The sequence below is a fragment of the Streptomyces camelliae genome (assembly GCF_027625935.1).
GTDB classification, from domain to species: Bacteria; Actinomycetota; Actinomycetes; order Streptomycetales; family Streptomycetaceae; genus Streptomyces; species Streptomyces camelliae.
Genome location: NZ_CP115300.1, coordinates 4,197,819 through 4,221,041, shown reverse-complemented (window position 1 = coordinate 4,221,041; position 23,223 = coordinate 4,197,819). Strand labels below are relative to the sequence as shown.

Below are 23,223 nucleotides of genomic sequence, written 5' to 3'. Positions count from 1 at the left end.
GCCGGCGTCAGGCCCGCACCGGCCGCTGGACCTTGATCGACTGCAGCAGCCCCACGGCCACCCACACCGCGAACATGGACGAGCCGCCGTAGGAGACGAAGGGCAGCGGGATGCCCGCCACCGGCATGATGCCGAGCGCCATCCCGATGTTCTCGAAGGACTGGAAGGCGAACCAGGCGACGATCCCGGCGGCCACGATCGTGCTGTACAGCTCGGTCGACTCGCGCGCGATACGGCAGGCCCGCCACAGGATGACCCCGATCAGGCCGATGATCAGGATGCCGCCGGCGAAGCCCAGCTCCTCCCCGGCGACCGTGTAGACGAAGTCGGTCTGCTGCTCCGGCACGAACTGCCCGGTGGTCTGCGCCCCGTGGAAGAGCCCCTGCCCCATCAGGCCGCCGGAGCCGATGGCGATCCGGGCCTGATTGGTGTTGTAGCCGACGCCGGAGGGGTCCAGGCTCGGATCGGCGAAGGCGGCGAAGCGGTTGATCTGGTACTGGTCCAGCAGATGCAACTGCCAGATGGCGACCGCGCCGAGCACCCCGACGGAGAGCAGCCCGAAGATCCACCGGTTGGAGGCGCCGGAGGCGAGCAGCACGCCCAGGATCGTCACGGTCATGACCATCGTCGAGCCGAGGTCGGGCATCATCATGACGACCATGATCGGTACGGCGGCCAGCCCCAGCGCCTGGATCACGGTGCGGCTGTCGGGATACGGCCGGTCACCGGCGTCGACCTGCGCGGACAGCAGCATCGCCATGCCCAGGATGATCGAGACCTTCACGAACTCCGAGGGCTGGAGCGAGAACCCGCCGCCCAGCACGATCCAGTTGCGGTTGCCGTTGATGGTCGCGCCGAGCGGGGTGAGCACCGCCAGCACGCCCGCCAGGGACAGGCCGTAGAGGACCGGCACCGCGTTGCGCAGGGCGCGGTGGCCCAGCCAGAGGGTGCCGGTCATCAGGACGAACCCGATGCCGAGGTTCATCAGATGCCGGACCAGGAAGTAGTGCGGGTCTCCCTGGTTGATGGCGGTGCGGTTCCGGGTCGCCGAGTAGACGAGCAGCGAGCCGATGAACGACAGCGCGAGCGCCGACAGGAGTATGGGCCAGTCCAGCCGCCGGACCACGGAATCGCGGGCGAGGAGCCGCGTCCACCGGGGCCGTTCGGGCCCGTACCCCGAGACGGAGAAGCTTTTCACGCTGGTCATGTCAGCAGCCTCCGGCCTGCCCACCTGCCTGGTCGCCGAAATGCTAGCTGCGCAGTTGCGTAAGACAGCAAATGTCACGCGTGCGGGAAGGTAAGAGTCAGGTGGTGGCCGGCCTGGTGAGGAGCAGCTCGGTGTTGTGGTCGGCGGCGGTGCCGATGCGGGTGGCGGGGGTGGCGTAGGGGTCGTTGTAGGCGAGTTCGCGGTACAGGGCGGCGAGGCCGGGGTCGGAGGTGTCGGCGAAGTCGGTCCGGTAGGGGGCGGCGGACTCGATGAGGGTGGTGAACAGCGAGAGGGTGCCGTCGTGGTTGTCGGCGATCTCGATGATCCGGGCGTGGTGCGGATAGTCCACGTGAGAGGCGGTGTTGATCTCCCAGAAGGCCCGCTCCGGGATGCTGTGGCCGTGCGGGATGATCTGGTTGGTGTGGGTGTGCCCGTTGACCCAGGCCACGACGTTCGGGAACCGCTGGAGCAGGGCGACCAGCTCGGCCCCGCTGTGCCGCCCCTCGAAGAGCCGGTACGGATCGGGCAGCAGGTTCCCCATGGTGCCGCTGGTGTGGTGGCTGAACACCACGACGAGCCGGCTCTGGGATCCGCCTCGCACGACATGCCCGTCACCGTCGTACCAGTGCCCGCTGTTGGCCTTGAGGACCGACTCCAGCCAGTGCAGCTGCGCCGTACCGAGGGAACCGTCGGCGAATCCGGCGCGGTTGGTGGTGTCGAGGCTGATGCCGAGGACGTTGTCGGCGAGGTCGAAGGTGTAGTAGAGCCGCCCGCTGTCGGCGGACTCCTGGCTGAACCCGTGCCCGACGGGACCGGCGCCGGTGTGCGCGGGGTCGAGGTGGGCGCGGGCGAACTCGGCGGGCGTGAACGGGTGCCGCCGCTCGTCGGGCGTCACGGTACGGAGGGCACCGCCGCCGGCCAGCAGCTTGCCGAGCAGGAGGACGGCCTCACCGGGATCGTGCAGCAGGGCGTCCGCGAGCTGCCGGGCGGTGGCGTCGTCACACCCCTCGACCTTCCGCGCCCCGGTGTAGAGGTCGTTCAGCAGTCCCAGATCGGGCAGGCTGCCCTCGATGCTGTCGTCGTGGTTGCCGACCGTGGTGTACCAGGGCACGCTCAGCCCGGGCGCGTCGAAGGGCCGGATGGCGGAGCTGAGCAGCCCGGGAATCAGCGGCAACCCCTTGGCCTTGTAGGCGTCCTGAAGCCCGGACTCGGGATTCCAGTACATCCCGCTCCCGGAGTTCTGCACCCCCTCGTACCGCCCGGGATCCCCACTGTTCGGAGTGATCCGCCCGCCGCTCATGACGGTGAGATACCAGTCGAGCTCGATCCGCTCGTGGTTGTCGGTGTTGTCCCCGGTGGCCATGACGAAGGAGAACGGCAGCCCCGTGTAGGGCCCTTGCCGCACCGCGTTGACCCGCTCGACGAGCGACGAGGCGCCCCGCACGGTCAGCGTCTCCTGCGGCCGGTGCGCACTGTCGTTGAACCGCGCCAGATACTCGAACCGCACCGGCGACTCGGTGTCCGTCAGATGCAGATCGGTGAACTGCACGAAGGAGGCGAGCCCGGCCCGCCGCGCGTCCCGCCCGCCGTCGGCCCCGGCCAGCTCACCCCGCACCACCAACGGCCACCCGGGCCCGGCCACCAGCCGCTTGTACGCACCGTCCCCCACGGGCATGGCCACCTGCTCCAGCGTGGTCCCGCCGATCCGCACGGCCCGCTCGGCACTGCGCGTCAGGGCCCGCTCCCGCGCCGCGGCCCGCCCCGGCCACAGCGCGACACCGGCTCCCGCCCCGGCCATCCCCGCGACCAACCGACGCCGACTGATCCCACCCATGAATCCCCCTGTCCACCAAGGCGTTCGCCTCGTCCGTCTCACTCACCGGGCCGAGACGGCCCGCCGCCCGAACCTTACTGACGAGTAGTGAGGTGTCCAGGGGGTGGACGCAAACTTGGGGGAAACAGGGGGTCAAACAGGGGACTTGGGTACTGCTCAGGCGCCCGCGGCCGTGACGACGGCGTCGGTGGCGAAGCCGAGCAGGAGGCCGAGGAGGATGCACCAGGTGGTGAGCGTCTTGAAGCCGGCCTTACGGGCCACGGCCAGCAGCTCGATGACGACGTAGAGGATCGAGCCCGCGGCGAGGCCGAGGAAGGCGATGGACAGGGTGTCGTTGACGAGGTGCTGGCCGACGACCGTGCCGAGGAAGGTGGGGCCGCCGCCGATCAGGCCGAGCCACAGCAGGGTGAGCCAGGAGGGGCGTTCGCCCTCGGCGGCCAGCGGGGCGACGATGCCGAAGCCTTCGGTGGCGTTGTGCAGGCCGAAGCCGACGATCAGCAGCACGGCGAGGGAGAGTTCGCCCTGGGCGGCGGAGTTGCCGATGGCCAGGCCCTCGGCGAAGTTGTGCAGTCCGATGCCGGTGGCGATCATCAGCGCGAGCGAGCTCGCCTGACTGCGGACCTTCGGCGCCGCTTCGGCCAGTTCGGCGGAGGCGGCCGCGCCGGGGCCCGCGGACCGGGCGGCGGCGGCGCGGTCCACGGCGGCCTTGCGGCGGCGGGCGATCCAGCCGTCGTAGTGGACGAGTCCGGCGAGTCCGATGGTCAGGCCCGCGACCAGGGTGAGGCCCCCGGACGCCACCGTCCCCCAGTCGTGCTTGCCGAGCGCCTCGTCGGTGGGCTCCCAGGCGTGGGTCAGCACGTCCCAGACGAGGAAGACCAGGATGCCGATGGCCACCGCGTTCAGGCCCGCCTTGAGCCGGGGCGTCGGCGTGCGCAGGCGGCCGAGGGGCAGGCCGAGGTAGATGGTGAAGCCTGCGATGGCACCGAGCAAGGTGATGTTCGCGCTGGACATGACGGGACTCCGGTCTGACGTGCACAAGAAGCCCACAGAACGTAAAGGAGGTAAGCCTTACCTAACAAGGCAGGGTGGCCGACTTGGTGGAAGCTTGGCGAAGTCATTACGTGCGTCCCGCGTCCGCCGAGCACGATCCGACCAGGAGCAGGCGGACCACGGTGACCCCGGCGACGACCCTGTCCTACGACTACTTCCGGTACGACGACCCGGAAACAGGCACGTACCTGACCTCGGACCCGCTGGGTCCGGCGATGCCCCATCAGCAACCTGCGCCAGGAGCCGCGCCGTACCCGTCCTGGGATCCGGCATCACCCCGCAGCCGGCGACGGTCGGCGTCGCCGTGCGTGCCCGTCCTGTCCCCAACTCCCCGTCTCCGGAGACGATACGACCATGTCCATCTTCAGCAAGCGCCGTACCGTCCGGCTCTCCCAGCACCGTACGGCCGACAGCCCGTTCGGGCCGATACGGATCAGCTATGACCGCTGGCCCGCTGTCATCGCGCTCGTCCAGGGACCCGGCGTGCCGCCCGTCACGGTGCGGCCCGGCCGTGAGCACGGCTGGATCAAGGTCGACGGGCAGGTGATCCCCACGCGCCGGGGGAGCGACAGCCGCTGGGCCCTGCGCCGCAGAACGCGTACCCGTACGGCCGTGGTGGGCGAGCGTACCTACGAGCTGCGGCCCACCGGCCTGTGCCGGGCCCGGGTCCTGCGTGACGGCATGCCCATCGCCGAAGCGCACGGCACCCTGGGCGCGTACGGCCCTCTCCGGAGCATCCCCGGCATCGACGCCAGGCTGACCTGGTCCCACGGCCTCGGCCGCTACGACGTGGCGATCGGGCAGGCCATGGTGGTCGCCTTCGGCGCGGGCGCCCCCGGTGCCCTGGCCACGATCGCCTCCTTCTGGCTCGACATCATCGGCTCCTGACACACCACCGGGCCTTCGGCGGCGTGGCGGACGCGGGAGTCGTGGTCGGCGGGGTGCTCTGAGGACGGCCGGGCCGGTTGTGCCGGTCAGCGGGGCGTGGCGGCGGAGTCGGCCGCCGGTGCCGTACGAGGCCGTCGGACGCGGGACGTGGGGTCGAGGGTGAAGCCGATGATCGCGCCGCCGCCGGCGCGGTTGTGGGCGAAGGCCGTGCCGCCGTGGGCGACGGCGACGGCGTGCACGATCGCCAGGCCCAGCCCGGAGCCGGGCAGGCTGCGGGCGCTGTCGGCGCGGTAGAAACGGTCGAAGACGCGGGGCAGGTCGGCCTCGGCGATGCCCGGTCCGCGGTCGCGCACCTCCACGCGGGTGCCCTTGACGGCGAGTTCTATCGGCTCGGTTCCGCCGTGGTCGAACTTGGCCGCGTTCTCCAGGAGGTTGGTCAGCGCCCGCTGCACCGCGTCCGGCCGGGCTCGTACGACGGTGTCGTCGGCCTCGATGAGGATCTCCCGGCCGGTGCGGCGCCGGGTGAGGGCGGCCGCGTCCTCGGCCAGGGCACCCAGGGTGATCTCCGTGGGCTGTTCGGCGTTCCGGTCGCCGGCGGCGAGGTCGACCAGTTCGTTGACGAGGTTGACCAGTTCGCGGGTCTCGCTCTTCATGTCCGCGATCAGATCCGCCTTGGCCTGCGGGGGCAGTTGGTCGATGCGGTCCAGGAGGGCTGCGTTGGCCTGCAACGAGGTCAGCGGGGTGCGCAGTTCGTGCCCGGCGTCCTGGACGAGGCGACGCTGGATCTCCTCGGACGCGGCGAGCCGCCCCAGCATGCCGTCGAACGCCCGCCCGAGCCTGCCGACCTCGTTCTGCCCGGTGACGGGGACCTCGGTGTCCAGCCGGCCGGTCCGGGCCACGTGCTCGGCGACCCGGGGCAGCCGTACCAGCCGCCCGGCGATCCGGCGCGCCAGCCACCAGCCCGCGAGCCCGGCCACGACGATGACGATGGCACTGAGTTCGACGGTGCGGTCCTTGAGCTTCCGGAGCAGATCCTCCGTGTCGCTGTACTGCTGGGCCACCTGCACGGCGCCCCGGCCGCCGCCCAGCGCGACGGTGGCGACGCGGTAGCGGTCCCCCTCGATCCGGGCCTTGTAGTAGATGGTGTGGCCGGCCGTGGCGTGTGAGGCCGCGGCGCGGTCGGCCGCGCGGACCGGCAGCGCCGGGAAGCCGCGTTCCTCGACGCGGCCCGCACGGCCGAGGACCTGGACGTCGGTGCGTATGCGCCGCGAGAGATCGTCGCGGGGGCTGTCGCGGTCGGGGCTGACGCTGAAGTAGTCGGACGGCGACAGCCGGCGCTGGGCGACCTGCTGGTGAAGGTCGTTGACGACGCCGCGGAAGACGTCGTCCTGGTCGACGCGCACCATCTGGGCCGCCGCGTTGTAGCTGAGGAAGCCGCCGAGGAGGGTGGTGGCAGCGGTGACGCAGGCGAAGGAGAGGGCGAACACGGTGCCCAGGCTGCGGCGGGGTGCAGGATGGCGAGCCGTTGGCGCGTGCTGTCCATGGGTGGGGCTTCCTCCGGGGCGGTCGGCGCCGCCAGTGTGCCTGGCCGACCACCGCCGACGGCAGGGCCCGGGGCCTATCGGTGACTGCTCTTACTGGCCTCTCACCAGCAGCTTCACCAGGACCGCCGCAGAGTGCGGCCGCTACACCGCCACCGCGTGCGTGACCCGGATCTTCGACTGGCCGTGCGGGCGCCGTTCCCAGTCGTCCATGAAACGGGCGGTCAGCCCGTGCCGTTCGGCCAGCGACAGGAGGGTCTCGGTGCGGTAGTAGAAGTCCTCACGGAGCACCTGGTGTTCGGGGCCCTCCGTGCGGTCGTAGGTGAAGTCGAAGAAGCCGCCGGGGGCCAGCACCCGTCCGACGCTGGCCAGACACTCGTCGATCACCTCCAGCGGCGAGTGCGAGAAGACGCTGTGGGCGTGCACCACGGTGAACCAGCCCGGGGGCAGGAAATCGAGCGTCAGGTTCTCGACGAGGGCCAGATGGGGGAGGCGGTCCTGCAGCCCTCGGTGGACGAGGGTGCGCTGTGCTTCCAGGAGGATGTCCGGCGAGATGTCGATCCCGTAGTAGTGGCCCGGTTCGAGGTGGTCGATGAACCGCCACCCCGCCCGGAGGTTCCCGCAGCCGATCTCCAGCATGCGGTCCTGCGGCCTCAGGCCGTGTTCGATCAGGTAGTCGAACTGCATCTGGCCCAGCGCCAGCCAGCCGGCCTGCGAACCGCTGCCTACGGCACGTTCGGGGCTGCGCGCGGTGTCGGAGGCCATGACGGCGCGGTAGTAGGCGACGTGGTCGCGGTGCCGGAGGCCCAGCCAGGTGTCCCGGGCGGCGCGGCGCAGGTAGGGAGAGATGCGGTCAGGGTGCCGCAGGGCGTAGCGGAGCTTGTGTCGCAGAGAGGACCGGTTCCGCTTCGGTTCGGGCTTCGGCATGGCTGACTCCGTGATCCAGGACAGCCCCCGCCTGGCAGCGTAGCCCGGAGCCTGCGGTACGGCCTCCCCACGGCGTGATCGGCTGAAGGAGCGAGAGGCTGCTCTGTTCGGCCCTGAGCGCATGGCCGTGGTGAGTACCCCGAGCGAGTCTGTCCTCACGTCGGCTGCGGAGAGGAGCTTCGGTGAGCAAGGTCCCTGTGAGCAAGTTGCCGATGGTCGGCGTGCTCTTCTGGACGATCAAGATCGTGGCGACCACGCTGGGTGAGTCGGTGTCGAACTTCGTGTCGATGGCACCCCTGAACCTCGGCTACGCCACCAGCGCACTCCTCTTCCTGGCGGCCTTCGCGCTCACGCTGACCATGCAGCTGAGGACCGACCGGTTCCGGCCGGTGGTGTTCTGGTCGGTGATCCTCACGACCAGCATCGTGGGCACCGCGATGTCGGACTTCATGAACCGCACCGCCGGCCTGGGTTATGCCGGCGGTGCGACCGTGCTGACGACCCTGCTGGTGCTCGTACTGATCGGATGGCGGGCGACCGGCCAGACCATGGACGTGGAACGGATCGCCACCACCAAGGGTGAAATCCTGTACTGGACCGCGACCCTCGTGTCCAACACGCTGGGCACCTCCAGCGGTGACTTCCTCTCCGACGGCCTGGGCATCGGTTTCCGCGACAGCGCCCTGGTGCTGGGCGGGGCGATGCTGCTGATCCTCGCCGCCCACTACTTGTCACCGATCTCGGGCACAGTGCTGTTCTGGGCGGCCTACGTCCTGACCCGGCCCCTCGGCGCGGTGGCGGAGAACGCCGTGGAAAAGCCTGTGGCGCAGGGCGGCCTCGGGGTGGGGACCACCATCACCTCCGGCGCCCTGCTCGCCGTGCTGGCCATCCTGGTGGGCTACCAGCAGCTCACCCACCAGAAGCAAACCGTCACGCTGGAAGGTCCCCGAGCCGAGGGCCAGGCCGATCAGCGACCGGAGGCGGCTCCATGGCGGTGACAGCGGACTCATCGTCCAGGTGATGGACGCAGGGCTCCCTGGTGACCCGGGATGGCGATAGCCTGACCGTCGGTTGTGATCTGTGATCTCTCATCTGTCATCTGTGATCACGACGCGGCGGTGGGGCTCGCCGTACCCGAACCGCGGCAACGGTGCCGCCGACAGTCCCTACTTGCGACGGAGTGTGCCCGCATACCTGCGGACCCCGGCGAGTAGGGAGACGTACGTTCAGTTGGCACCACAAGCCGCCCGACGGGGGGACCCCATCGTGGGCAGGGAGAAGAAGGCGTGAACTGGCTGCTCGTCGTCGTCGGCGCCATGGTCGGCGCGCCCTTGCGGTATCTGACCGACCGGGCGGTGCAGAAGCGGCTCGACACGGTGTTCCCGTACTCGGCGTTCTCCTACGAGGCGCTGCGGCCGGCCGAGGACGGCGCGAGGTTCTTCGCCGCCGCCAATGTCGTCGCCAGTGTGGTGGCCGGCCTGGGGGCGGCGTTCGTCGGGGTGTCGTTCGCACAGGCGCTGTGGGCATGAACCGGCCGGTGCCCGAGGAGAGGGACGAGGAGCGGCCGTCGGCGCGGATGGGGCCGTGGCGGTTCGTGGTGTGGTTCGGCACGGTCAGCATGCTGGCGGACGTGGTGTACGAGGGCGCCCGCTCGATCACCGGGCCGCTGTTGGCTTCGCTGGGCGCTTCCTCGCTGGTCGTGGGTGTGGTCACGGGTGCGGGGGAGGCAGCCGCGTTGGGGCTGCGGCTGGTCTCGGGGCCGATGGCGGACCGTACCCGCCGCTTCTGGGGCCTGGCCATCGCCGGGTACGCCCTGACGGCGGTCTCGGTGCCGTTGCTGGGTGTGGCCGGGGTGCTGTGGGCCGCGTGCGTGCTGGTGATCGCCGAGCGGGTCGGCAAGGCGGTGCGCTCACCGGCGAAGGACACGCTGCTGTCGCACGCCACCGCGGCGACGGGGCGGGGCCGCGGCTTCGCGGTGCATGAGGCGCTGGACCAGATCGGCGCGCTGGCCGGTCCGTTGCTGGTGGCGGGAGTGCTCGCGCTGACCGGGAACAACTACGGCCCCGCGCTCGGCGTCCTCGCCGTCCCCGGCATCGCCGTGCTGCTGCTGTTGTTCTGGCTGCGGGCGCGCGTGCCGGACCCGGAAGCGTACGAACGCGAGGTGACCGGCGTGATGCCCGCGACGGCGCGGGCATCGGAGGGCCGGCTGCCGAGGGCGTTCTGGACCTACGCGGCCTTCACGGCGGCCACCACGACCGGGTTCGCCACCTTCGGTGTGCTCTCCTACCACCTCGTCGAGCGGCATCTGCTGTCCGCTGCGTGGGTGCCGGTGCTGTATGCGGGGGCGATGGCGGTGGACGCGGTCGCGGCGCTGGCCACGGGGTGGCTCTACGACCGGGTCGGCCCGCGTGTGCTGCTCGCGCTGCCGGTGCTGACGGCGGGTGTGGTGGCGCTGGCGTTCACCGACACGGTCGCGATCGCGGTGGCGGGGTCGCTGGTGTGGGGGGCGGCCATGGGCATCCAGGAGTCCACGCTGCGCGCGACGGTCGCCGATCTGGTGCCCAGCGGGCGGCGGGCGACGGCGTACGGGCTGTTCGCGGGTGTGGTCGGTGCGGCGAGCCTGGCCGGCGGTGCGCTGACCGGCGGTCTGTACGGGTACTCGATCCCCCTGCTGATCACGGTCGTCGTCGCCGTCCAGGTCCTGGCTGTGGCGCTGCTGGCCGCCACCAGGGCCGGCCGACGGCGCTGAGCCGGTTGTACGTGGCGAACGCATTCGGCGTAACCGGCGTCTCGATGACTTCTCCGCACCGGAGCCTCCGCAAAAACCCGTTGGCGGACCACGGCGGCCACTGCTACTTTTCCGGAGGCCGTGCGAGAGAACGAGGAGGTGGTACCCGTGAACGCAGTATCGACATGGGTGCTCCCCTCCGGGGTCACGGTCGGACGATAGGTCGTCCGGGAGCGCCGTTCACGAGCCCTCCCGAAAGGCACGACCATGCGATTCACTTCCGAACAGCGCCTCGACGACGGCGTCCTCGAACGCGAATTCACCCTCGGCGAGATCCCCGGCACCCTGTGGACACCTGAATCCGCCGCACCGGCCCCGCTGATCCTGATCGGCCACAACGGCGGCCTGCACAGGCGGGAATCGCGGCTGGTGGCCCGGGCCCGGCAATCCGCGGCGTACGGCTACGCGGTGGCCGCCATCGACGCCCCCGGGCACGGGGACCGGCCCCGTTCCGCCGTCGATGACCAGGCCCGCGCCGACCTCCGCCGGGCGATGCAGGCCGGCGAGCCGGTCGACGAGATCTTCGAGTCCTTCGTCGGCCCGCTGGTCGAAAAGGCGGTCCCGGAGTGGCGGACCACCCTGGACGCCCTCCTTGCGCTGCCCGAGATCGGCGGCCCGGTCGGGTACTCGGGGTGGACCGCCGTCGGCATTCGGCTGGCGGTGGTCGAGCCGCGCATCGCGGCCGCCGGTTTCTTCGCCGGGGGTTACGTGCCCCGCGCCCAGCGCGAGGAGGCCCGGCAGGTCACCATCCCGCTGCTGTTCCTGCTCCAGTGGGACGACGAAGGGAACCCCCGGCAGCGGGCCCTGGACCTGTTCGACGCCTTCGGTTCCCAGGAGAAGACGCTGCACGCCAATCTGGGCGGTCACGCCGGTACCCCGTGGTTCGAGGTGGACGACGGGGGCCGGTTCTTCGCCCGGCACCTGAAGTGAGAGGGAAAGGGTTGGTGGGGACGGCTTGGGCGGGGCCCGAACTTCGCGGAGCAGGGCCGTCTCAAGCCCTCCTTGCTCCAGATCGAGCTCCAGACCGCCCACGCCCGGGAATTGCACGAGGCCCTCTTCGCTGAGCTTCGCAGCGCGAACGTGCTTTGTAGCACCGGCAGCAAACCACACCTGATCACCGATGCCACCGGCATCCCGCTCGCGGCCACCCTGACCGGCGGCAACCGCAACGACGTCAACGCGGCTCATTCCGCTGCTCGAAGCGGTGCCGCCGGTGCGGGGCAAGCCTGGACGGCCCCGGCGCCGGCCGGACGTCGCGCTGGGCTACCGCGGCTACGACCACGACAAGTACCGCCGCTTGGTCTGGGATCTCGGCGTAAAGCCGCTGATCGCCCGTCGTGGCACCGAGCATGGCTCCGGTCTGGGCACCCAACGCTGGGTCGTGGAACGGGACATCCACGAAGCTCTCCTCACTCTGGGCTGTGCGCTGATCTGCTGGCGACGTCTGCGTTCACGCCGTTGACCGGTTCTAGCGAGTAGGAGGAGGGGGCTGCAGGGCGGACGTGCATGCTGCTTCCTGGGCTGCCATGACCTCGTCGCCGTGCTCGAAGGCCCATGCGCCGACGGCGTCGATGGGCGCCAGCAAGGACCGGCCCAGAGTGGTGAGTTGGTACTCGACCCGTGAGGGTACGTCGGGGTGTGCCTGCCGGTCGACCAGTCCGTTGAACTGCAGTCGGCGCAGAGTCTCGGTGAGGACCTTGGAGCTGATGCCCCCGATCCGCTCCCGTAGTTCGACCGGGCGCCTGGGGCCGTCGCGCAGTGCCCAGAGCACCACGGCGTTCCAGGTGTTGGAGAGCAGGTCGAAGGCGAGGCGGGCACGGCAGTCGGCGAGGAAGGCGTCGGTCGTCACGTACCAAATGGTGCCCGAACGGCCTTCTAGTGTCGGTGTGAACGGTCGAAGCAGGCACGGAGAGGGACCGCGTGATGAGAATCGGCGTACTGGGCACGGGCAACATGGCCGACGCGCTCGCCACCCACTGGGTGCGGGCCGGGCACGAGGTGATCATCGGGGGACGGGACGCACACAAGGCGCAGCGGCTCGCGACGGGCATCGGAGGCAGCGCGAAGCCTGCCAGTCTGCGCGCGGCGGCCGAGTCCGGTCAGGTGGTGCTCGCCGCGCTGCCCTTCGGGGCGGGAGCAGACGTGGCACGGGACCTGCAAGAGGCCCTGGAGGGCAAGGTGCTGCTCGACTGTTCCAACCCGGTCGGACCGGGCTTCCGACTGCTGACGGAAGGAGGCCCCTCAGCCGCGCAGCAACTTGCCGCGGCGGCACCAGGAGCCCACGTGGTCAAGGCTTTCAACCTCTGCCACGAGGATGTGTGGCGCATGCAGCCGCCCGTCTTCGACGGGCGACCACTGGCTGTCCCGGTCTGCGGGGACGACGAGACGGCCCTCGCGCGTGTGCGTGAGTTGGTGCGGGACGTGGGTTGTGAACCCGTGGCCGGCGGCGGTCTCGAACGTGCGGTACTCCTGGAAGCGACTGCCGCGCTGTTCATCGCCCTGTGGGTCGGTGAGGGAGCGGACGCCCAGGCAATCGCACCTCCGCTGGCATACGCGGCCGGACCGAGCCACCAGGAAACGGAAGGCGGCACGGGGGCATTCCATTAGGAGTTCTTAAGGCGACACCGTTCCTGAAGGCACGCCGGTCAGTCGTCGAACAGGCTGTCCTGGACGTACTGGACGACATTCGCCTTCGGGCGGAACAGGCCCAGCAGCATGAAGGTCTTGGGTGGGCCGCGATGTTGCCGACGAAGAAGCGGACGGCACGGTCGGGAGTGAACATCGACTCGTACCAGCGCTCCCGCAGCGTGTCCTGCACGGCGTGTTCGCCGTACCTGCGCAGGAACTTGCGGTACGGCGCACCGGCCTCCCAGTCCTTCAGCGCCATGTCGTGCGTGGGGCAGTCGTCGTCCGCGCAGCGGAACTTGTAGCGGAATTCCAGAGGTACCCACTCAAGCCGGGCCAGGTCCTGTTCGAAGAGGTCGAGTTGGTCGGCCGGCGCGGCCTTGGACTCAGGCCAGGGCTCTGCCGCTGTCAGCCGGAAGCTGACCTCCGTGGGCCGGAACACGCCGAGTGAGGTCCCGTGCTCCTCCTGGTCCCTCTTGATCGCGTACATGGACTGCGAAACGAGCGGCTCGACGTACTTGTACCGCTGCCTCCAGTCGCCGTCCGCCGGCACATCGCCCATGATCTTGAGGGTGTCGAGGTCTGGCCGCAGACTTTCGGGCCGCGAATCACGCTTGCCGTGCGGCTCGACGTCTCCCTCGATGATCGAGTACTTGGAGAACTGAGCCTCCTCCGTGCGCCACCGGCAAGGGCGCGTGCAGGGGCGAGGGATGAAGTCAGGCCGGGGGGATCACGGGCACAGCGGCCCGCTCGCGGACCTTCCTTGGGATTGCCCAGGCCACGCAGGTGGGTGTACTCGATGCCGGCCTCGGCGAGTGCCTGCCCGAGGCGGGTCTTGCTGAAGCCCTTCTTGCGGCTGATCGGCGTCAGCCGGACGTCCGCCACCACATCGATACGGCTGTCGAGGAGCGAGGCGACGAACGAGTCGATGTCCCGCCCTTCGTATCCGGCGGACCACAGACCGGGTGCGACATGGGCCTCCGGAACAGATCATCCAGGGAGACCTCAAGAGCCTCTGCGAGCGCGCGAGCGTGGTCGTGAGGACGCGCTGAGTGATGGCCTGGCCCCCTCCGGGAGAAGCCGACCAAGATCTTCTCCCAGGTTTCTCCCAAACGATCTCCAGAAACCCGTCAGGGCCACCTACTAGTGACTAGTAGGTGGCCCTGACCTGGTACTACGGCGTCGGGGTGGCGGGATTTGAACCCACGACCTCTTCGTCCCGAACGAAGCGCGCTGCCAAGCTGCGCTACACCCCGGTGTCGCTGCTGTTCTGCTTGTCGCGGCGACGACGTTTACTTTAGCCCACCGGTGGCTGTAGACGAAATCCGGTTTAGACGCGGCGGCGGACCGGGGTCGGGCGGGTGTGGTCCAGGGCTACCAGGAGGACGGCCAGGGCGTAGATCGCGAGGCCCAGGAGGAGGGCGTTGGCCAGGGTGCTGCGGTAGCCGTGGGTGGCCGCGTCCAGGAAGGGGTAGAGGTAGCGGCCGGGGGACGAGGGGGTGAGGAGCGCGGCCCGCGTCAGGGAAAAGGCCAGGTAGGCCAGCGGGTACAGGAGCCAGGCCGCGGCCTGGCGGAGGTGCAGGCGGGCTGCGGGGGTGAGCAGCAGCCAGTCCAGGACGGCCGCCAGCGGGGTCACCGTGTGGAGGAGCTGGAGGGTCACCCAGGCGCCGTGCCAGCGGGCGGGGAGCGTCGTCGCGTCGGTCATGGAGAACGGGGGCGTCGTGTGGGCCAGCAGCAGGTGGTAGACCAGCGCGGTGATCACGGCGTAGAGAAGTGTGGCGCCTGTCACGCCAGACGGCAGTGGGCGGCGGGCCCGCCAGGCCCTGCGCGCCGACAGGAGCATGACCACGGCCAGCAGGATGTTCGTCTGGACGCTGAAGTAGCTGAGCGTGCGGGCCGGCGTGCCCAGCAGGAGCTCCAGCCCGACGCCGCCGGCCGCCGCCAGGGCGGTCAGCAGGCGGAAGAGCGCGACCATGGGGCGGCGGACCGGGGCGACCACCGCCGTGGCCGGGACCGGGGAGGGCAGCAGCAGGGGCGGGCCCGGGACCGCGGGCAGGTCCGGGATGTCCCTGGGTATCGGTGCGGTCATGCCCTCACGCTAGGAGCGGGGGAGCGGTGCGGCCACGTGGGCTGCTCCAGGTGGGTTATCCCGGCTGCCCCCGCCCCACCAACGTCAGCAACGTCGCCTCCGGCGGGCACGCGAAGCGGACCGGGGTGTAGCGGTTCGTGCCGCAGCCCGCCGAGACGTGGAGGTAGGAGGTGCGGGCCTCCGCCGTGTGCGTCGACAGGCCCTTCACGCGGTCCGTGTCCAGGTCGCAGTTGGTGACGAGGGCGCCGTAGAAGGGGATGCACAGCTGGCCGCCGTGGGTGTGGCCGGCCAGGATCAGGGGGTAGCCGTCCGCCGCGTACGCGTCCAGCACCCGCAGGTACGGCGCGTGCACCACGCCCATCGAGAAGTCGTACGTCTCCGAGGGGCCGCCCGCCACCCGGGCGTAGCGGTCGCGCTTGATGTGGGGGTCGTCGAGGCCCGTCAGCTCGATCGACACGCCCTCGACCTTCAGCACTCCCCGCGTGTTCGTCAGGTTCAGCCAGCCCGCCGTGTCGAAGCCGTCCCGCAGGTCCTCCCACGGGTTGTGGATGGCGCCGACCACCGGCGGGTTGCCGTTCAGGCCGTGGCGGCCGCTCGTCTTCTCCAGCAAGTAGCGGGCGGGGTTGCGGGGTTTGGGGCCGTAGTAGTCGTTGGAGCCGAAGACGTACGCGCCCGGGAACTCCATCAGGGGGCCGAGGGCGTCCAGCACTTCCGGCACGGCCTCGGGGTCCGACAGGTTGTCGCCCGTGTTGATCACGAAGTCCGGGCGCAAGCCCGCCAGCGACTGCAGCCAGCGCTGCTTCTTGCGCTGGCCGCTCACCATGTGGATGTCGGAGACCTGGAGCACGCGCAGCGGGCGCATGCCCGGCGGGAGGACCGGGACCGTCACCCGTCGCAGGCGGAAGGAGCGGGCCTCGAAGCCCGCCGCGTACGCCAGACCGGCGGCGCCTGCCGCCATGATTCCCAGGGGTACTCCGTATCGCGCGCGCATACGTCCATCGTGTCAGACCCCGGGAGGGCGGGAAGACCGGCGGTCCCCCGAATCAGGCGCCGCTAAATCAACGGGCGTTCGCCTCGGGCAACCTGCGACAATCGACCCCATGACCACCACGCTCAAGTCGAAGCTGCACGACGACCTCAACGCCGCGATCAAGGAGCGCGACGAGCTCCGCTCCTCGACGCTGCGGCTGACGCTCGCCGCGATCACCAAGGAGGAGGTCGCGGGCACGGAGAAGCGGGAGCTGTCCGACGACGAGATCCTCAAGGTGATCACCCGTGAGGCGAAGAAGCGGCGCGAGGCGGCCGAGGCCTTCGCGCAGGGTGGTCGTGCCGAGTCGGCCGAGCGGGAGAAGGCCGAGGGCGAGGTTCTTGCCGAGTACCTGCCCAAGCAGCTGTCCGACGACGAGCTGAACGCCATCGTCGCCGAGGCCGTGGCCGAGGCGAAGGCGGCCGGCGCCGAGGGGCCGAAGGCCATGGGTGCCGTGATGAAGATCGTGAAGCCGAAGGTGGGCGACCGGGCCGAGGGCGGCCGCGTCGCCGCCGCGGTGAAGCAGCTCCTCCAGGGCTGAGCCGAGGGGCCGGTCCGGCAGGGCTGAGCCGGCGGACTGGTCTGGCAGGGCTGAGCCGGCGGACTGGTCCGGCTGGGCCGACCGGGCCGACCGGCGTAGGGCCGTAGTACGGCCGCACTCCCGTCGCAGTACGGCCGCAGCACGACCGGAGTACGACGACCGCGGGGCCGCACCCCGATTTCCGAGGTGCGGCCCCGCTGTCGTACGTACGCCCGGCGCTAGCGCGGGAAACCGCCGTTCCCGTTCCCATTCCCGTTGGTGCCGCCGTTGCCCTGCCCCTGGATGAAGTTGCCGGGGAGGGAGAAGGTCGGGGCCGGGACGGGGCCGCCGGTCGTGGCGCCCGTGGTGCCGCCGTCAGCCGTGCCGCCGGCCGTCAGTCCGCCGATTCCCGCCGTGGTGTCCCCGTTCTTGCCGCCGTCCGTCCCCCCTTGGCCTTTTCCCTGACCCTTCCCCTTGTTGGTGTCGTCGGGGATGTCGATCAGGTGGAAGTCCTGGGCGGGCTTGCCCTGCAGCGCGCCGGTCATCATGTCGCGCCAGATCGGGCCGGGGACCTCACCGCCGAAGACCTTGTCGTGCGGGACGCCGCCGATGGTGATGTTGATCATCTTGCGCTTGTGCTGCGGGTCGCCGACCCAGACCGCGCCCGCCATGTTCGGCGTGTAGCCGACGAACCAGGCGGCGTAGCGCTCGTCCGTCGTACCCGTCTTGCCCGCGCTCGGGCGGTCGCCGAGGCCGGCTTCCTGGCCTGTGCCGTCCTCGACCACGCCCTTGAGGATCGTGCTGACCGTGTCCGCGGTCTTCTCGGACATCGCGCGCGAGCAGGTCGACTTCGGCACCTGCAGGGACTTCTCGTCGCTGCCGATCTTCTGGGTGATCGACTCTATGGCGACCGGCGTGCAGTAAATACCGCGCGAGGCGAACGTGGCGTACGCGTTCGCCATCGTCAGGGGCGAGACCTCCTGGGTGCCGAGCGCGATGGACGGGGCCTGGTCGATCTTGCGGCCGTCCGCGCGCTGCACACCCATCTTCTGCGCCATCTGAGTGACCGGGCAGATGCCGATGTCGCTGATCAGCTGCACGTAGTAGGTGTTGACCGACTTGGCGGTCGCTTCCTTCATCCCGTACGGGCCGTGCTCCGAGGGGTTCTCGTTGGTCAGCTTGTCCGGGTTGTTCGGATCGGTGCGCCAGACCTTGCCGTCACACGCCTGCACGGGGCTCGGGTACGCCATCTGGTACGGCGACGAGTACTGCTGCGTCGGGGGCTTGCCGCCCTCGATCGCGGCCGCCGCGACGATCGGCTTGAACGTCGAACCGGGCTGGTAGCCCGCACCGCCGCCCATGTCCGAGTTGACCGAGAGATTGATCTGCGTCTCGTTCTTGCCGAATCCGTACGGGCGGGACTGGCCCATCGCCAGGATCTTGCCGGTGCCCGGCTCGACGATGGTCGCGGCCGTGGCCACCGGGTCGGACTCGTAGACGTGGTTCTTGACGGACGCCTGCACGGAGTCCTGGGCCTGCGGGTCGAGCGTCGTCCGGATCGTCAGGCCGCCCTGGTTCCACAGCTTCGCCCGGTCCTGCTTGGTCTTGCCGAAGACCGGGTCGGTCAGGACGACGTCGCGGACGTAGTCGCAGAAGAAGCCGGCGCCGCGGACCGCGGTGATGCAGCCGTTCTTGGGCTGGCTCGGCTTCAGCCCGAGCGGCTTCTGCTTGGCCTCGTCGGCCTCCTGCGGGGAGATGTCGCCGACCTCGGCCATGCGCTGCAGGACGATGTTGCGCCGCTTGGTGGCCTCCGCCTCGTCGTTGACCGGGTCGTAGCGGCTCGGGGACTGCACGATGCCCGCGAGCAGCGCCGCCTCCTGGAGGTTCAGGTCCTTGGCGTGCTTGGAGAAGTACCGCTGGGCGGCGGCCTCGACGCCGTAGGCCTGCTCGCCGAAGAAGGTGATGTTCAGGTAGTTCTCAAGGATCTTCTTCTTGCCGAGCTTCTCCTCGATCTGGATCGCGTACTTCAGCTCCTTGATCTTGCGGCCGATGGTCTGCTGGGTGGCCTCGGCGACCTTCGTCGGGTCGTCGCCGGCCTCCTCGATGAAATAGTTCTTCACCAGCTGCTGGGTGAGCGTGGAGGCGCCCTGCGCGACCCCGCCCTCCTGCGCGTTCTTGTTCAGCGCGCGCAGCACGCCTTTGAGGTCGATCGCGCCGTGCTGGTAGAAGCGCGAGTCCTCGATCGCGACGATCGCCTTCTGCATGTACGGCGAGATGTCCTTGAGATCGACCACCGTACGGTCGCGGGAGTAGACGCTCGCGATCTGATTGCCCTGGTTGTCCAGAATTGTCGTGCGCTGGCTCAGCTGGGGGCTCTTGAGGTTGGCCGGGATCTCGTCGAAGCTCTGGACCGATCCCTTGGCCGCGAGGCCGAGCGCGCCGGCCGCGGGCAGTGCGATGCCCGCCATCACGGCTCCGGCGAGCACACTGACACCGAGGAACTTGGCGGCCTGCTGCGTTGCCGACAGACCACCGCCCGAGCGCTTTTTTGGCATGGGGGCAGCCTACGTTCTCAATCGCCGGACACGCGTATATGCCTTGGCCTAAGCTGCTCTCAACTGTCACAGCAGTGCGGTCACGTATCAATACGTCCGGCGACCCCGAATCGTTCCGGAGGTTCCCCAACTCTTTTGGTGGGGGCGTGTCCGAATCCGCCTCGTGTGTCATCTGGTGCCCGATGTGGCGCACCACGGCTGTCCTGGTTTGCCGGGAGAGTCGTGTATGTCGCCAGCTCACTCCCGCGGGTGATCTGCCGCTTACCCATAGTCCGTTCGGGCCATTCAAGATTGGGCCCGAAGGGGGTGTTGCGCTGTCCCCACCTTCCGTAACGTCCTCAACTGGCGGCGGTGAATATGCCGCTGCCGCCGTGGGGGAGCCTCGATTCGGGAGAGGACGGCGCCGGTATGGGCTGGGTAACCGACTGGAGTGCGCAGGCTGCCTGCCGCACTACCGATCCGGATGAACTGTTCGTTCAAGGAGCAGCGCAGAACAGGGCCAAGGCGGTGTGCACCGGATGCCCGGTACGCACCGAATGCCTGGCCGACGCGCTGGACAACCGCGTCGAATTCGGCGTGTGGGGAGGCATGACGGAGCGGGAACGCCGCGCACTGCTGCGCCGGCGGCCCACCGTGACCTCCTGGCGCAGGCTGCTGGAGACCGCCCGCTCGGAGTACGAGCGCGGCTCCGGGATCGTGCCCCTCGACAGCGACGAGGTGTACGAGCACTACGCGGCGGTGAGCTGAGGGCAAGCGGCTCTTGGGCAGAGGGCAGTAGAGCACAGGGGCCGCACGGCACCGGTGCCCGGCAAGCGCCGATCGGGCCTGGACCTGGGGGCGCCACGATCGGCCTGCGGCCCAGCCGTGGGTGCGCCTTCCGCTGCGCAGCCGTACGGCTCCCGTAACGGCATCCGTACGGCATACGGCTCCCGTGCGTGTGCCTGCGCCTGTGCCTGTGTGTGCCCCCTCGCGGCATGCACACGTGCACACCTGCTCACGTGCTCGTACTCACGTGCTCGCTCACCGCTCGGTGTCCGCCTGCGCGCCGCCCGCGGCCAGCAGGGTGCCGATGTCGCGCAGGCCTGTGAGGTCGTGGACGTCGCCCGGCAGTGCGGGTACTTCGACGACCGCCACCTCGGGGTGACGGGCGGTGAAACGGTCACGCGTGCGCTGCTCGCGCGAGAGCAGCTGCATGCGGTCGGCGTGCAGCCTCAGCAGTCCCGCGGTGAGCCGGTCGACGGGGCGCTCCGCGTCGGCGGGGGAGCCTTCCTCGGAAGCGGCGGGGGAACCTTCTTCGCGAGCGGGGGCGCCGGTTGCGGCCTCGGATGCGGGAGGCGATGCGGAAGATTGTGAACTGCCGTACGTGTCGGGAGAGTTACGAAGTCCAGCTTTCCCGCCACCCTGATCGACAATGCCGGGGTCCTCAAGATTTTCCGCGGCGGCGAGCGCCCGCTCGGCCGACAGCCCGTCGGCACCGCTGTCGTGCACCCGGTTGAGCACCAGGCCGACCAGCGGCATGCGCTCCTCGGCCAGCCGCTCCACGAAGTACGCCGCCTCGCGCAGCGCGTCCCGCTCCGGGGCCGCGACCACCAGGAACGCCGTACCGGGCGCCTGGAGCAGCTTGTACGTGGCGTCCGCACGCGTACGGAACCCGCCGAAGGTCGTGTCCATCGCGGCCACGAACGTCTGGACGTCCTTCAGCAGCTGACCGCCCAGCAGCTTGCCCAGTGTGCCCGTCATCATCGACATGCCGACGTTGAGAAAGGCCATGCCCGCGCGGCCGCCCAGCTTGGCCGGGGCCGTCAGCAGGCGGATCAGGCGGCCGTCCAGGAAGGAGCCGAGCCGCTTGGGCGCGTCCAGGAAGTCCAGCGCGGAGCGGGAGGGCGGGGTGTCGACCACGATCAGGTCCCACTCGTCCTTCGCGCGCAGCTGGCCCAGCTTCTCCATCGCCATGTACTCCTGCGTGCCCGCGAAGCCCGCCGAGAGCGACTGGTAGAAGGGGTTGGCCAGAATGGCGGCCGCCCGCTCGCGGTCCGCGTGCGCCTCCACGACCTCGTCGAAGGTGCGCTTCATGTCGAGCATCATGGCGTGCAGTTCGCCGCCCGCCCGTCGCCCGTCACCGCCCTCGACCGAATCGCTGCGCGATGCTCCTCCTTGATCGTCAGTGCCCTTCACCCGGCGCGGGACGTTGTCGAGGGAGTCGATGCCCATCGACTGGGCCAGCCGCCGGGCCGGGTCGATGGTCAGGACGACCACCTTGCGGCCCCGCTCGGCGGCCCTGAGGCCGAGCGCCGCCGCGGTCGTCGTCTTGCCGACCCCGCCCGAGCCGCAGCACACCACGATCCGGATCTTCGGGTCGTCCAGCAGCAGGTCGATGTCCAGCACGCGCGCGGGGGAGAGCCGGTGGGCCTTGTCGTGCCCCTCGGCGGATTCCCGCCCCTTCGCCGCCGTGGACGCCTCGGCCGGGTCCGGACTCATGACAACCCCTGCTTCCGCAGCTCGGTGGCGAGTTCGTAGAGCCCCGCCAGGTCCATGCCCTCGGCGAGCAGCGGCAGTTCGCCCAGCGGCAGGTCCAGCTCGCCGAGGACCGCGCGCTGCTCCTGCTCCAGCGCGTACCGCTCGGCGTACTCCGCCGCCTGCCGCAGCAGCGGATCCACCAGCCGCTCGGCGTGCCCGCCCCGCCGGGCCCCGCCCAGGCCGGCGGCCGAGAGTGCCTGTGCGACAGAAGAACGCTCCACGGTCCGTACGAGTTCCAGGTCGGCCGCGTCGAGCACCTCCGGCCGGACCATGTTCACGATGACGCGGCCCACCGGGAGCCGGGCCGCGCGGAGTTCGGCGATGCCGTCGGCGGTCTCCTGGACCGGCATCTCCTCCAGCAGCGTCACCAGGTGCACGGCCGTCTCCGGGGACTTCAGCACGCGCATCACGGCCTGCGCCTGATTGTGTATCGGGCCGATCTTCGCCAGGCCCGCCACCTCGTCGTTGACGTTCAGGAAGCGGGTGACGCGGCCGGTCGGCGGGGCGTCCATGACGACGTAGTCGTACGCGAACCGGCCGCTCTTGTCCTTGCGGCGCACCGCCTCGCACGCCTTGCCGGTCAGCAGCACGTCCCGGATGCCGGGCGCGATGGTGGTGGCGAAGTCGATGGCGCCGAGCTTCTTCAGGGCGCGGCCGGCACCACCGAGTTTGTAGAACATCTGGAGGTAGTCCAGAAGGGCCAGTTCCGGATCGATGGCGAGCGCGTACACCTCCCCGCCGCCCGGAGCGACCGCGATTTTCCGCTCCTCGTACGGCAACGCCTCCGTCTCGAAGAGCTGGGCGATGCCCTGCCGGCCCTCGACCTCCACGAGAAGCGTCCGCTTCCCCTCGGTCGCGAGGGCCAGCGCGAGTGCGGCGGCGACCGTCGTCTTTCCGGTCCCGCCCTTGCCGCTGACGACCTGGAGCCTGCTCACGTCTTCGAGACTAACCAGTCCGGCCGACACTCACGCGGGAGGCTGTGGATGACGCAGGTCACCGTCGTGCGGGGCACAGCGGCTACAGTCGGCCCCATGACCAAGTGGGAATACGCAACCGTGCCGCTGCTCGTCCATGCCACGAAGCAGATTCTGGACAACTGGGGCGAGGACGGCTGGGAGCTCGTCCAGGTCGTGCCCGGGCCCAACCCCGAGCAGCTCGTGGCCTACCTGAAGCGGGAGAAGCAGGCATGAGCGCGGTCGAGGCCAAGCTGGCCGAACTGGGCCTGACCCTGCCGGACGTCGTACCGCCGCTGGCCGCGTACCAGCCGGCCGTGCGGTCCGGCGTGTACGTGTACACCTCCGGCCAGCTGCCGATGGTCGAGGGCAAGCTGCCGGTCACCGGCAAGGTGGGCGCCGAGGTGACGGCCGAGGAGGCCAAGGACCTCGCCCGTACGTGCGCGCTGAACGCGCTGGCCGCCGTGAAGTCCGTCACCGGTGACCTGGACCGCATCGCGCGCGTGGTGAAGGTCGTCGGCTTCGTCGCCTCCGCGTCCGACTTCACCGGGCAGCCCGGCGTCGTCAACGGCGCCAGCGAGCTGCTCGGCGAGGTCCTCGGCGACAAGGGCGTGCACGCGCGCAGCGCGGTCGGCGTCGCGGTGCTGCCGCTGGACGCGCCCGTCGAGGTCGAGATCCAGGTCGAGCTGGTTCCGTAAGCCC

The 23,223-nt window shown here is 70.1% G+C and carries 22 protein-coding genes, 1 tRNA gene and 2 pseudogenes; 11 read left to right on the top strand and 14 right to left on the bottom strand.

Features of this window, described 5'->3' with window-relative positions; all coding sequences use genetic code 11:
- Positions 1-7 precede the first annotated feature (7 nt).
- From rodA to O1G22_RS19200, 3 genes are all read right to left on the bottom strand, one after another.
- On the bottom strand, positions 8-1,207 hold the full coding sequence (rodA, locus tag O1G22_RS19210) for a rod shape-determining protein RodA (protein WP_270082457.1): 1,200 nt from the start codon (positions 1,205-1,207) through the stop codon (positions 8-10).
- A gap of 97 nt (positions 1,208-1,304) precedes the next feature.
- Complete coding sequence (locus tag O1G22_RS19205; RefSeq protein WP_270082456.1) at positions 1,305-3,041, bottom strand: TIGR03767 family metallophosphoesterase; 1,737 nt, start codon at positions 3,039-3,041, stop codon at positions 1,305-1,307.
- Between the two features lie 156 nt (positions 3,042-3,197).
- A complete protein-coding gene (locus O1G22_RS19200; RefSeq protein WP_225097335.1) occupies positions 3,198-4,052 on the bottom strand; it encodes a ZIP family metal transporter in 855 nt (284 codons plus the stop codon).
- 393 nt (positions 4,053-4,445) lie between these two features.
- Between O1G22_RS19200 and O1G22_RS19195 the strand changes: the two genes are divergently transcribed.
- Positions 4,446-4,979 carry a hypothetical protein gene (locus O1G22_RS19195; protein ID WP_270082455.1) on the top strand — a complete coding sequence of 178 codons (534 nt, stop codon included), beginning with the start codon at positions 4,446-4,448 and terminating at the stop codon, positions 4,977-4,979.
- Between the two features lie 86 nt (positions 4,980-5,065).
- Here O1G22_RS19195 and O1G22_RS19190 read toward each other — a convergent pair whose 3' ends face one another.
- Positions 5,066-6,466 (bottom strand): sensor histidine kinase, encoded by a 1,401-nt coding sequence (locus tag O1G22_RS19190; RefSeq protein WP_333492309.1) that lies wholly within the window; start codon positions 6,464-6,466, stop codon positions 5,066-5,068.
- 198 nt (positions 6,467-6,664) lie between these two features.
- Positions 6,665-7,447 (bottom strand): class I SAM-dependent methyltransferase, encoded by a 783-nt coding sequence (locus tag O1G22_RS19185; RefSeq protein ID WP_270082454.1) that lies wholly within the window; start codon positions 7,445-7,447, stop codon positions 6,665-6,667.
- A gap of 182 nt (positions 7,448-7,629) precedes the next feature.
- On the opposite strand from O1G22_RS19185, the gene O1G22_RS19180 reads away from it, so the two are divergent.
- From O1G22_RS19180 to O1G22_RS19160, 5 genes and pseudogenes are all read left to right on the top strand, one after another.
- Positions 7,630-8,445, top strand: a complete 816-nt coding sequence (locus O1G22_RS19180) for a COG4705 family protein (RefSeq protein WP_270082453.1) — start codon at positions 7,630-7,632, stop codon at positions 8,443-8,445.
- Positions 8,446-8,733: 288 nt separating this feature from the next.
- Entirely contained in the window at positions 8,734-8,976 is a 243-nt protein-coding gene (locus tag O1G22_RS19175; protein ID WP_270082452.1) for a hypothetical protein, read from the top strand.
- Positions 8,973-10,196, top strand: coding sequence for an MFS transporter (locus O1G22_RS19170; RefSeq protein WP_270082451.1), 1,224 nt, complete (start codon positions 8,973-8,975; stop codon positions 10,194-10,196). Before O1G22_RS19175 ends, O1G22_RS19170 begins: the two co-directional genes overlap by 4 nt.
- Before the next feature lie 246 nt (positions 10,197-10,442).
- Positions 10,443-11,165: a dienelactone hydrolase family protein gene (locus O1G22_RS19165; RefSeq protein WP_270082450.1), complete on the top strand. Its 723-nt coding sequence runs from the start codon at positions 10,443-10,445 to the stop codon at positions 11,163-11,165.
- 165 nt (positions 11,166-11,330) lie between these two features.
- Positions 11,331-11,697 (top strand): annotated as a pseudogene (locus O1G22_RS19160) (transposase); the annotation flags it as partial.
- A 6-nt stretch (positions 11,698-11,703) separates the two neighbouring features.
- On the opposite strand, the gene O1G22_RS19155 reads toward O1G22_RS19160, so the two are convergent.
- Complete coding sequence (locus tag O1G22_RS19155; protein ID WP_270082449.1) at positions 11,704-12,084, bottom strand: winged helix-turn-helix transcriptional regulator; 381 nt, start codon at positions 12,082-12,084, stop codon at positions 11,704-11,706.
- A gap of 74 nt (positions 12,085-12,158) precedes the next feature.
- Between O1G22_RS19155 and O1G22_RS19150 the strand changes: the two genes are divergently transcribed.
- The gene (locus O1G22_RS19150; protein WP_270082448.1) at positions 12,159-12,842 is read left to right on the top strand and encodes an NADPH-dependent F420 reductase; all 684 of its coding nucleotides are present in this window, start codon (positions 12,159-12,161) and stop codon (positions 12,840-12,842) included.
- Here O1G22_RS19150 and O1G22_RS45125 read toward each other — a convergent pair.
- The 5 genes and pseudogenes from O1G22_RS45125 to O1G22_RS19125 form a co-directional block, all read right to left on the bottom strand.
- Positions 12,727-13,503 carry a hypothetical protein gene (locus O1G22_RS45125; protein ID WP_487416690.1) on the bottom strand — a complete coding sequence of 259 codons (777 nt, stop codon included), beginning with the start codon at positions 13,501-13,503 and terminating at the stop codon, positions 12,727-12,729. The genes O1G22_RS19150 and O1G22_RS45125 overlap by 116 nt on opposite strands.
- A 116-nt stretch (positions 13,504-13,619) precedes the next feature.
- Positions 13,620-13,948, bottom strand: a pseudogene (locus O1G22_RS19140) (DUF488 family protein); the annotation flags it as partial.
- Between the two features lie 94 nt (positions 13,949-14,042).
- Positions 14,043-14,116 (bottom strand) — tRNA-Pro (locus O1G22_RS19135).
- Between the two features lie 74 nt (positions 14,117-14,190).
- On the bottom strand, positions 14,191-14,949 hold the full coding sequence (locus O1G22_RS19130; RefSeq protein ID WP_270082447.1) for a Pr6Pr family membrane protein: 759 nt from the start codon (positions 14,947-14,949) through the stop codon (positions 14,191-14,193).
- 55 nt (positions 14,950-15,004) lie between these two features.
- Positions 15,005-15,940 carry a metallophosphoesterase gene (locus O1G22_RS19125; RefSeq protein WP_270082446.1) on the bottom strand — a complete coding sequence of 312 codons (936 nt, stop codon included), beginning with the start codon at positions 15,938-15,940 and terminating at the stop codon, positions 15,005-15,007.
- Between the two features lie 109 nt (positions 15,941-16,049).
- Here O1G22_RS19125 and O1G22_RS19120 point away from each other — a divergent pair, with 109 nt between their 5' ends.
- A complete protein-coding gene (locus O1G22_RS19120) occupies positions 16,050-16,517 on the top strand; it encodes a GatB/YqeY domain-containing protein (RefSeq protein WP_225097306.1) in 468 nt (155 codons plus the stop codon).
- Positions 16,518-16,735: 218 nt separating this feature from the next.
- On the opposite strand, the gene O1G22_RS19115 is transcribed toward O1G22_RS19120, so the two are convergent.
- Positions 16,736-19,051, bottom strand: a complete 2,316-nt coding sequence (locus tag O1G22_RS19115; RefSeq protein WP_270082445.1) for a transglycosylase domain-containing protein — start codon at positions 19,049-19,051, stop codon at positions 16,736-16,738.
- A gap of 408 nt (positions 19,052-19,459) precedes the next feature.
- On the opposite strand from O1G22_RS19115, the gene wblA reads away from it, so the two are divergent.
- Positions 19,460-19,798 carry a transcriptional regulator WblA gene (gene wblA, locus O1G22_RS19110; protein WP_225097304.1) on the top strand — a complete coding sequence of 113 codons (339 nt, stop codon included), beginning with the start codon at positions 19,460-19,462 and terminating at the stop codon, positions 19,796-19,798.
- Between the two features lie 273 nt (positions 19,799-20,071).
- Here the strand turns inward: wblA and bagB are convergent, their stop codons facing one another.
- Positions 20,072-21,529: an ATPase BagB gene (gene bagB / locus O1G22_RS19105; RefSeq protein WP_270082444.1), complete on the bottom strand. Its 1,458-nt coding sequence runs from the start codon at positions 21,527-21,529 to the stop codon at positions 20,072-20,074.
- A complete protein-coding gene (bagA, locus tag O1G22_RS19100) occupies positions 21,526-22,503 on the bottom strand; it encodes an ATPase BagA (RefSeq protein WP_270082443.1) in 978 nt (325 codons plus the stop codon). Before bagA ends, bagB begins: the two co-directional genes overlap by 4 nt.
- Positions 22,504-22,599: 96 nt before the next feature.
- Here bagA and sp36 point away from each other — a divergent pair, with 96 nt between their 5' ends.
- Positions 22,600-22,758, top strand: coding sequence for a Sp36 family protein (sp36, locus tag O1G22_RS19095; protein WP_086024262.1), 159 nt, complete (start codon positions 22,600-22,602; stop codon positions 22,756-22,758).
- On the top strand, positions 22,755-23,219 hold the full coding sequence (locus O1G22_RS19090; RefSeq protein WP_270082442.1) for a RidA family protein: 465 nt from the start codon (positions 22,755-22,757) through the stop codon (positions 23,217-23,219). The genes sp36 and O1G22_RS19090 overlap by 4 nt, the downstream gene beginning before the upstream one ends.
- Positions 23,220-23,223 lie beyond the last annotated feature (4 nt).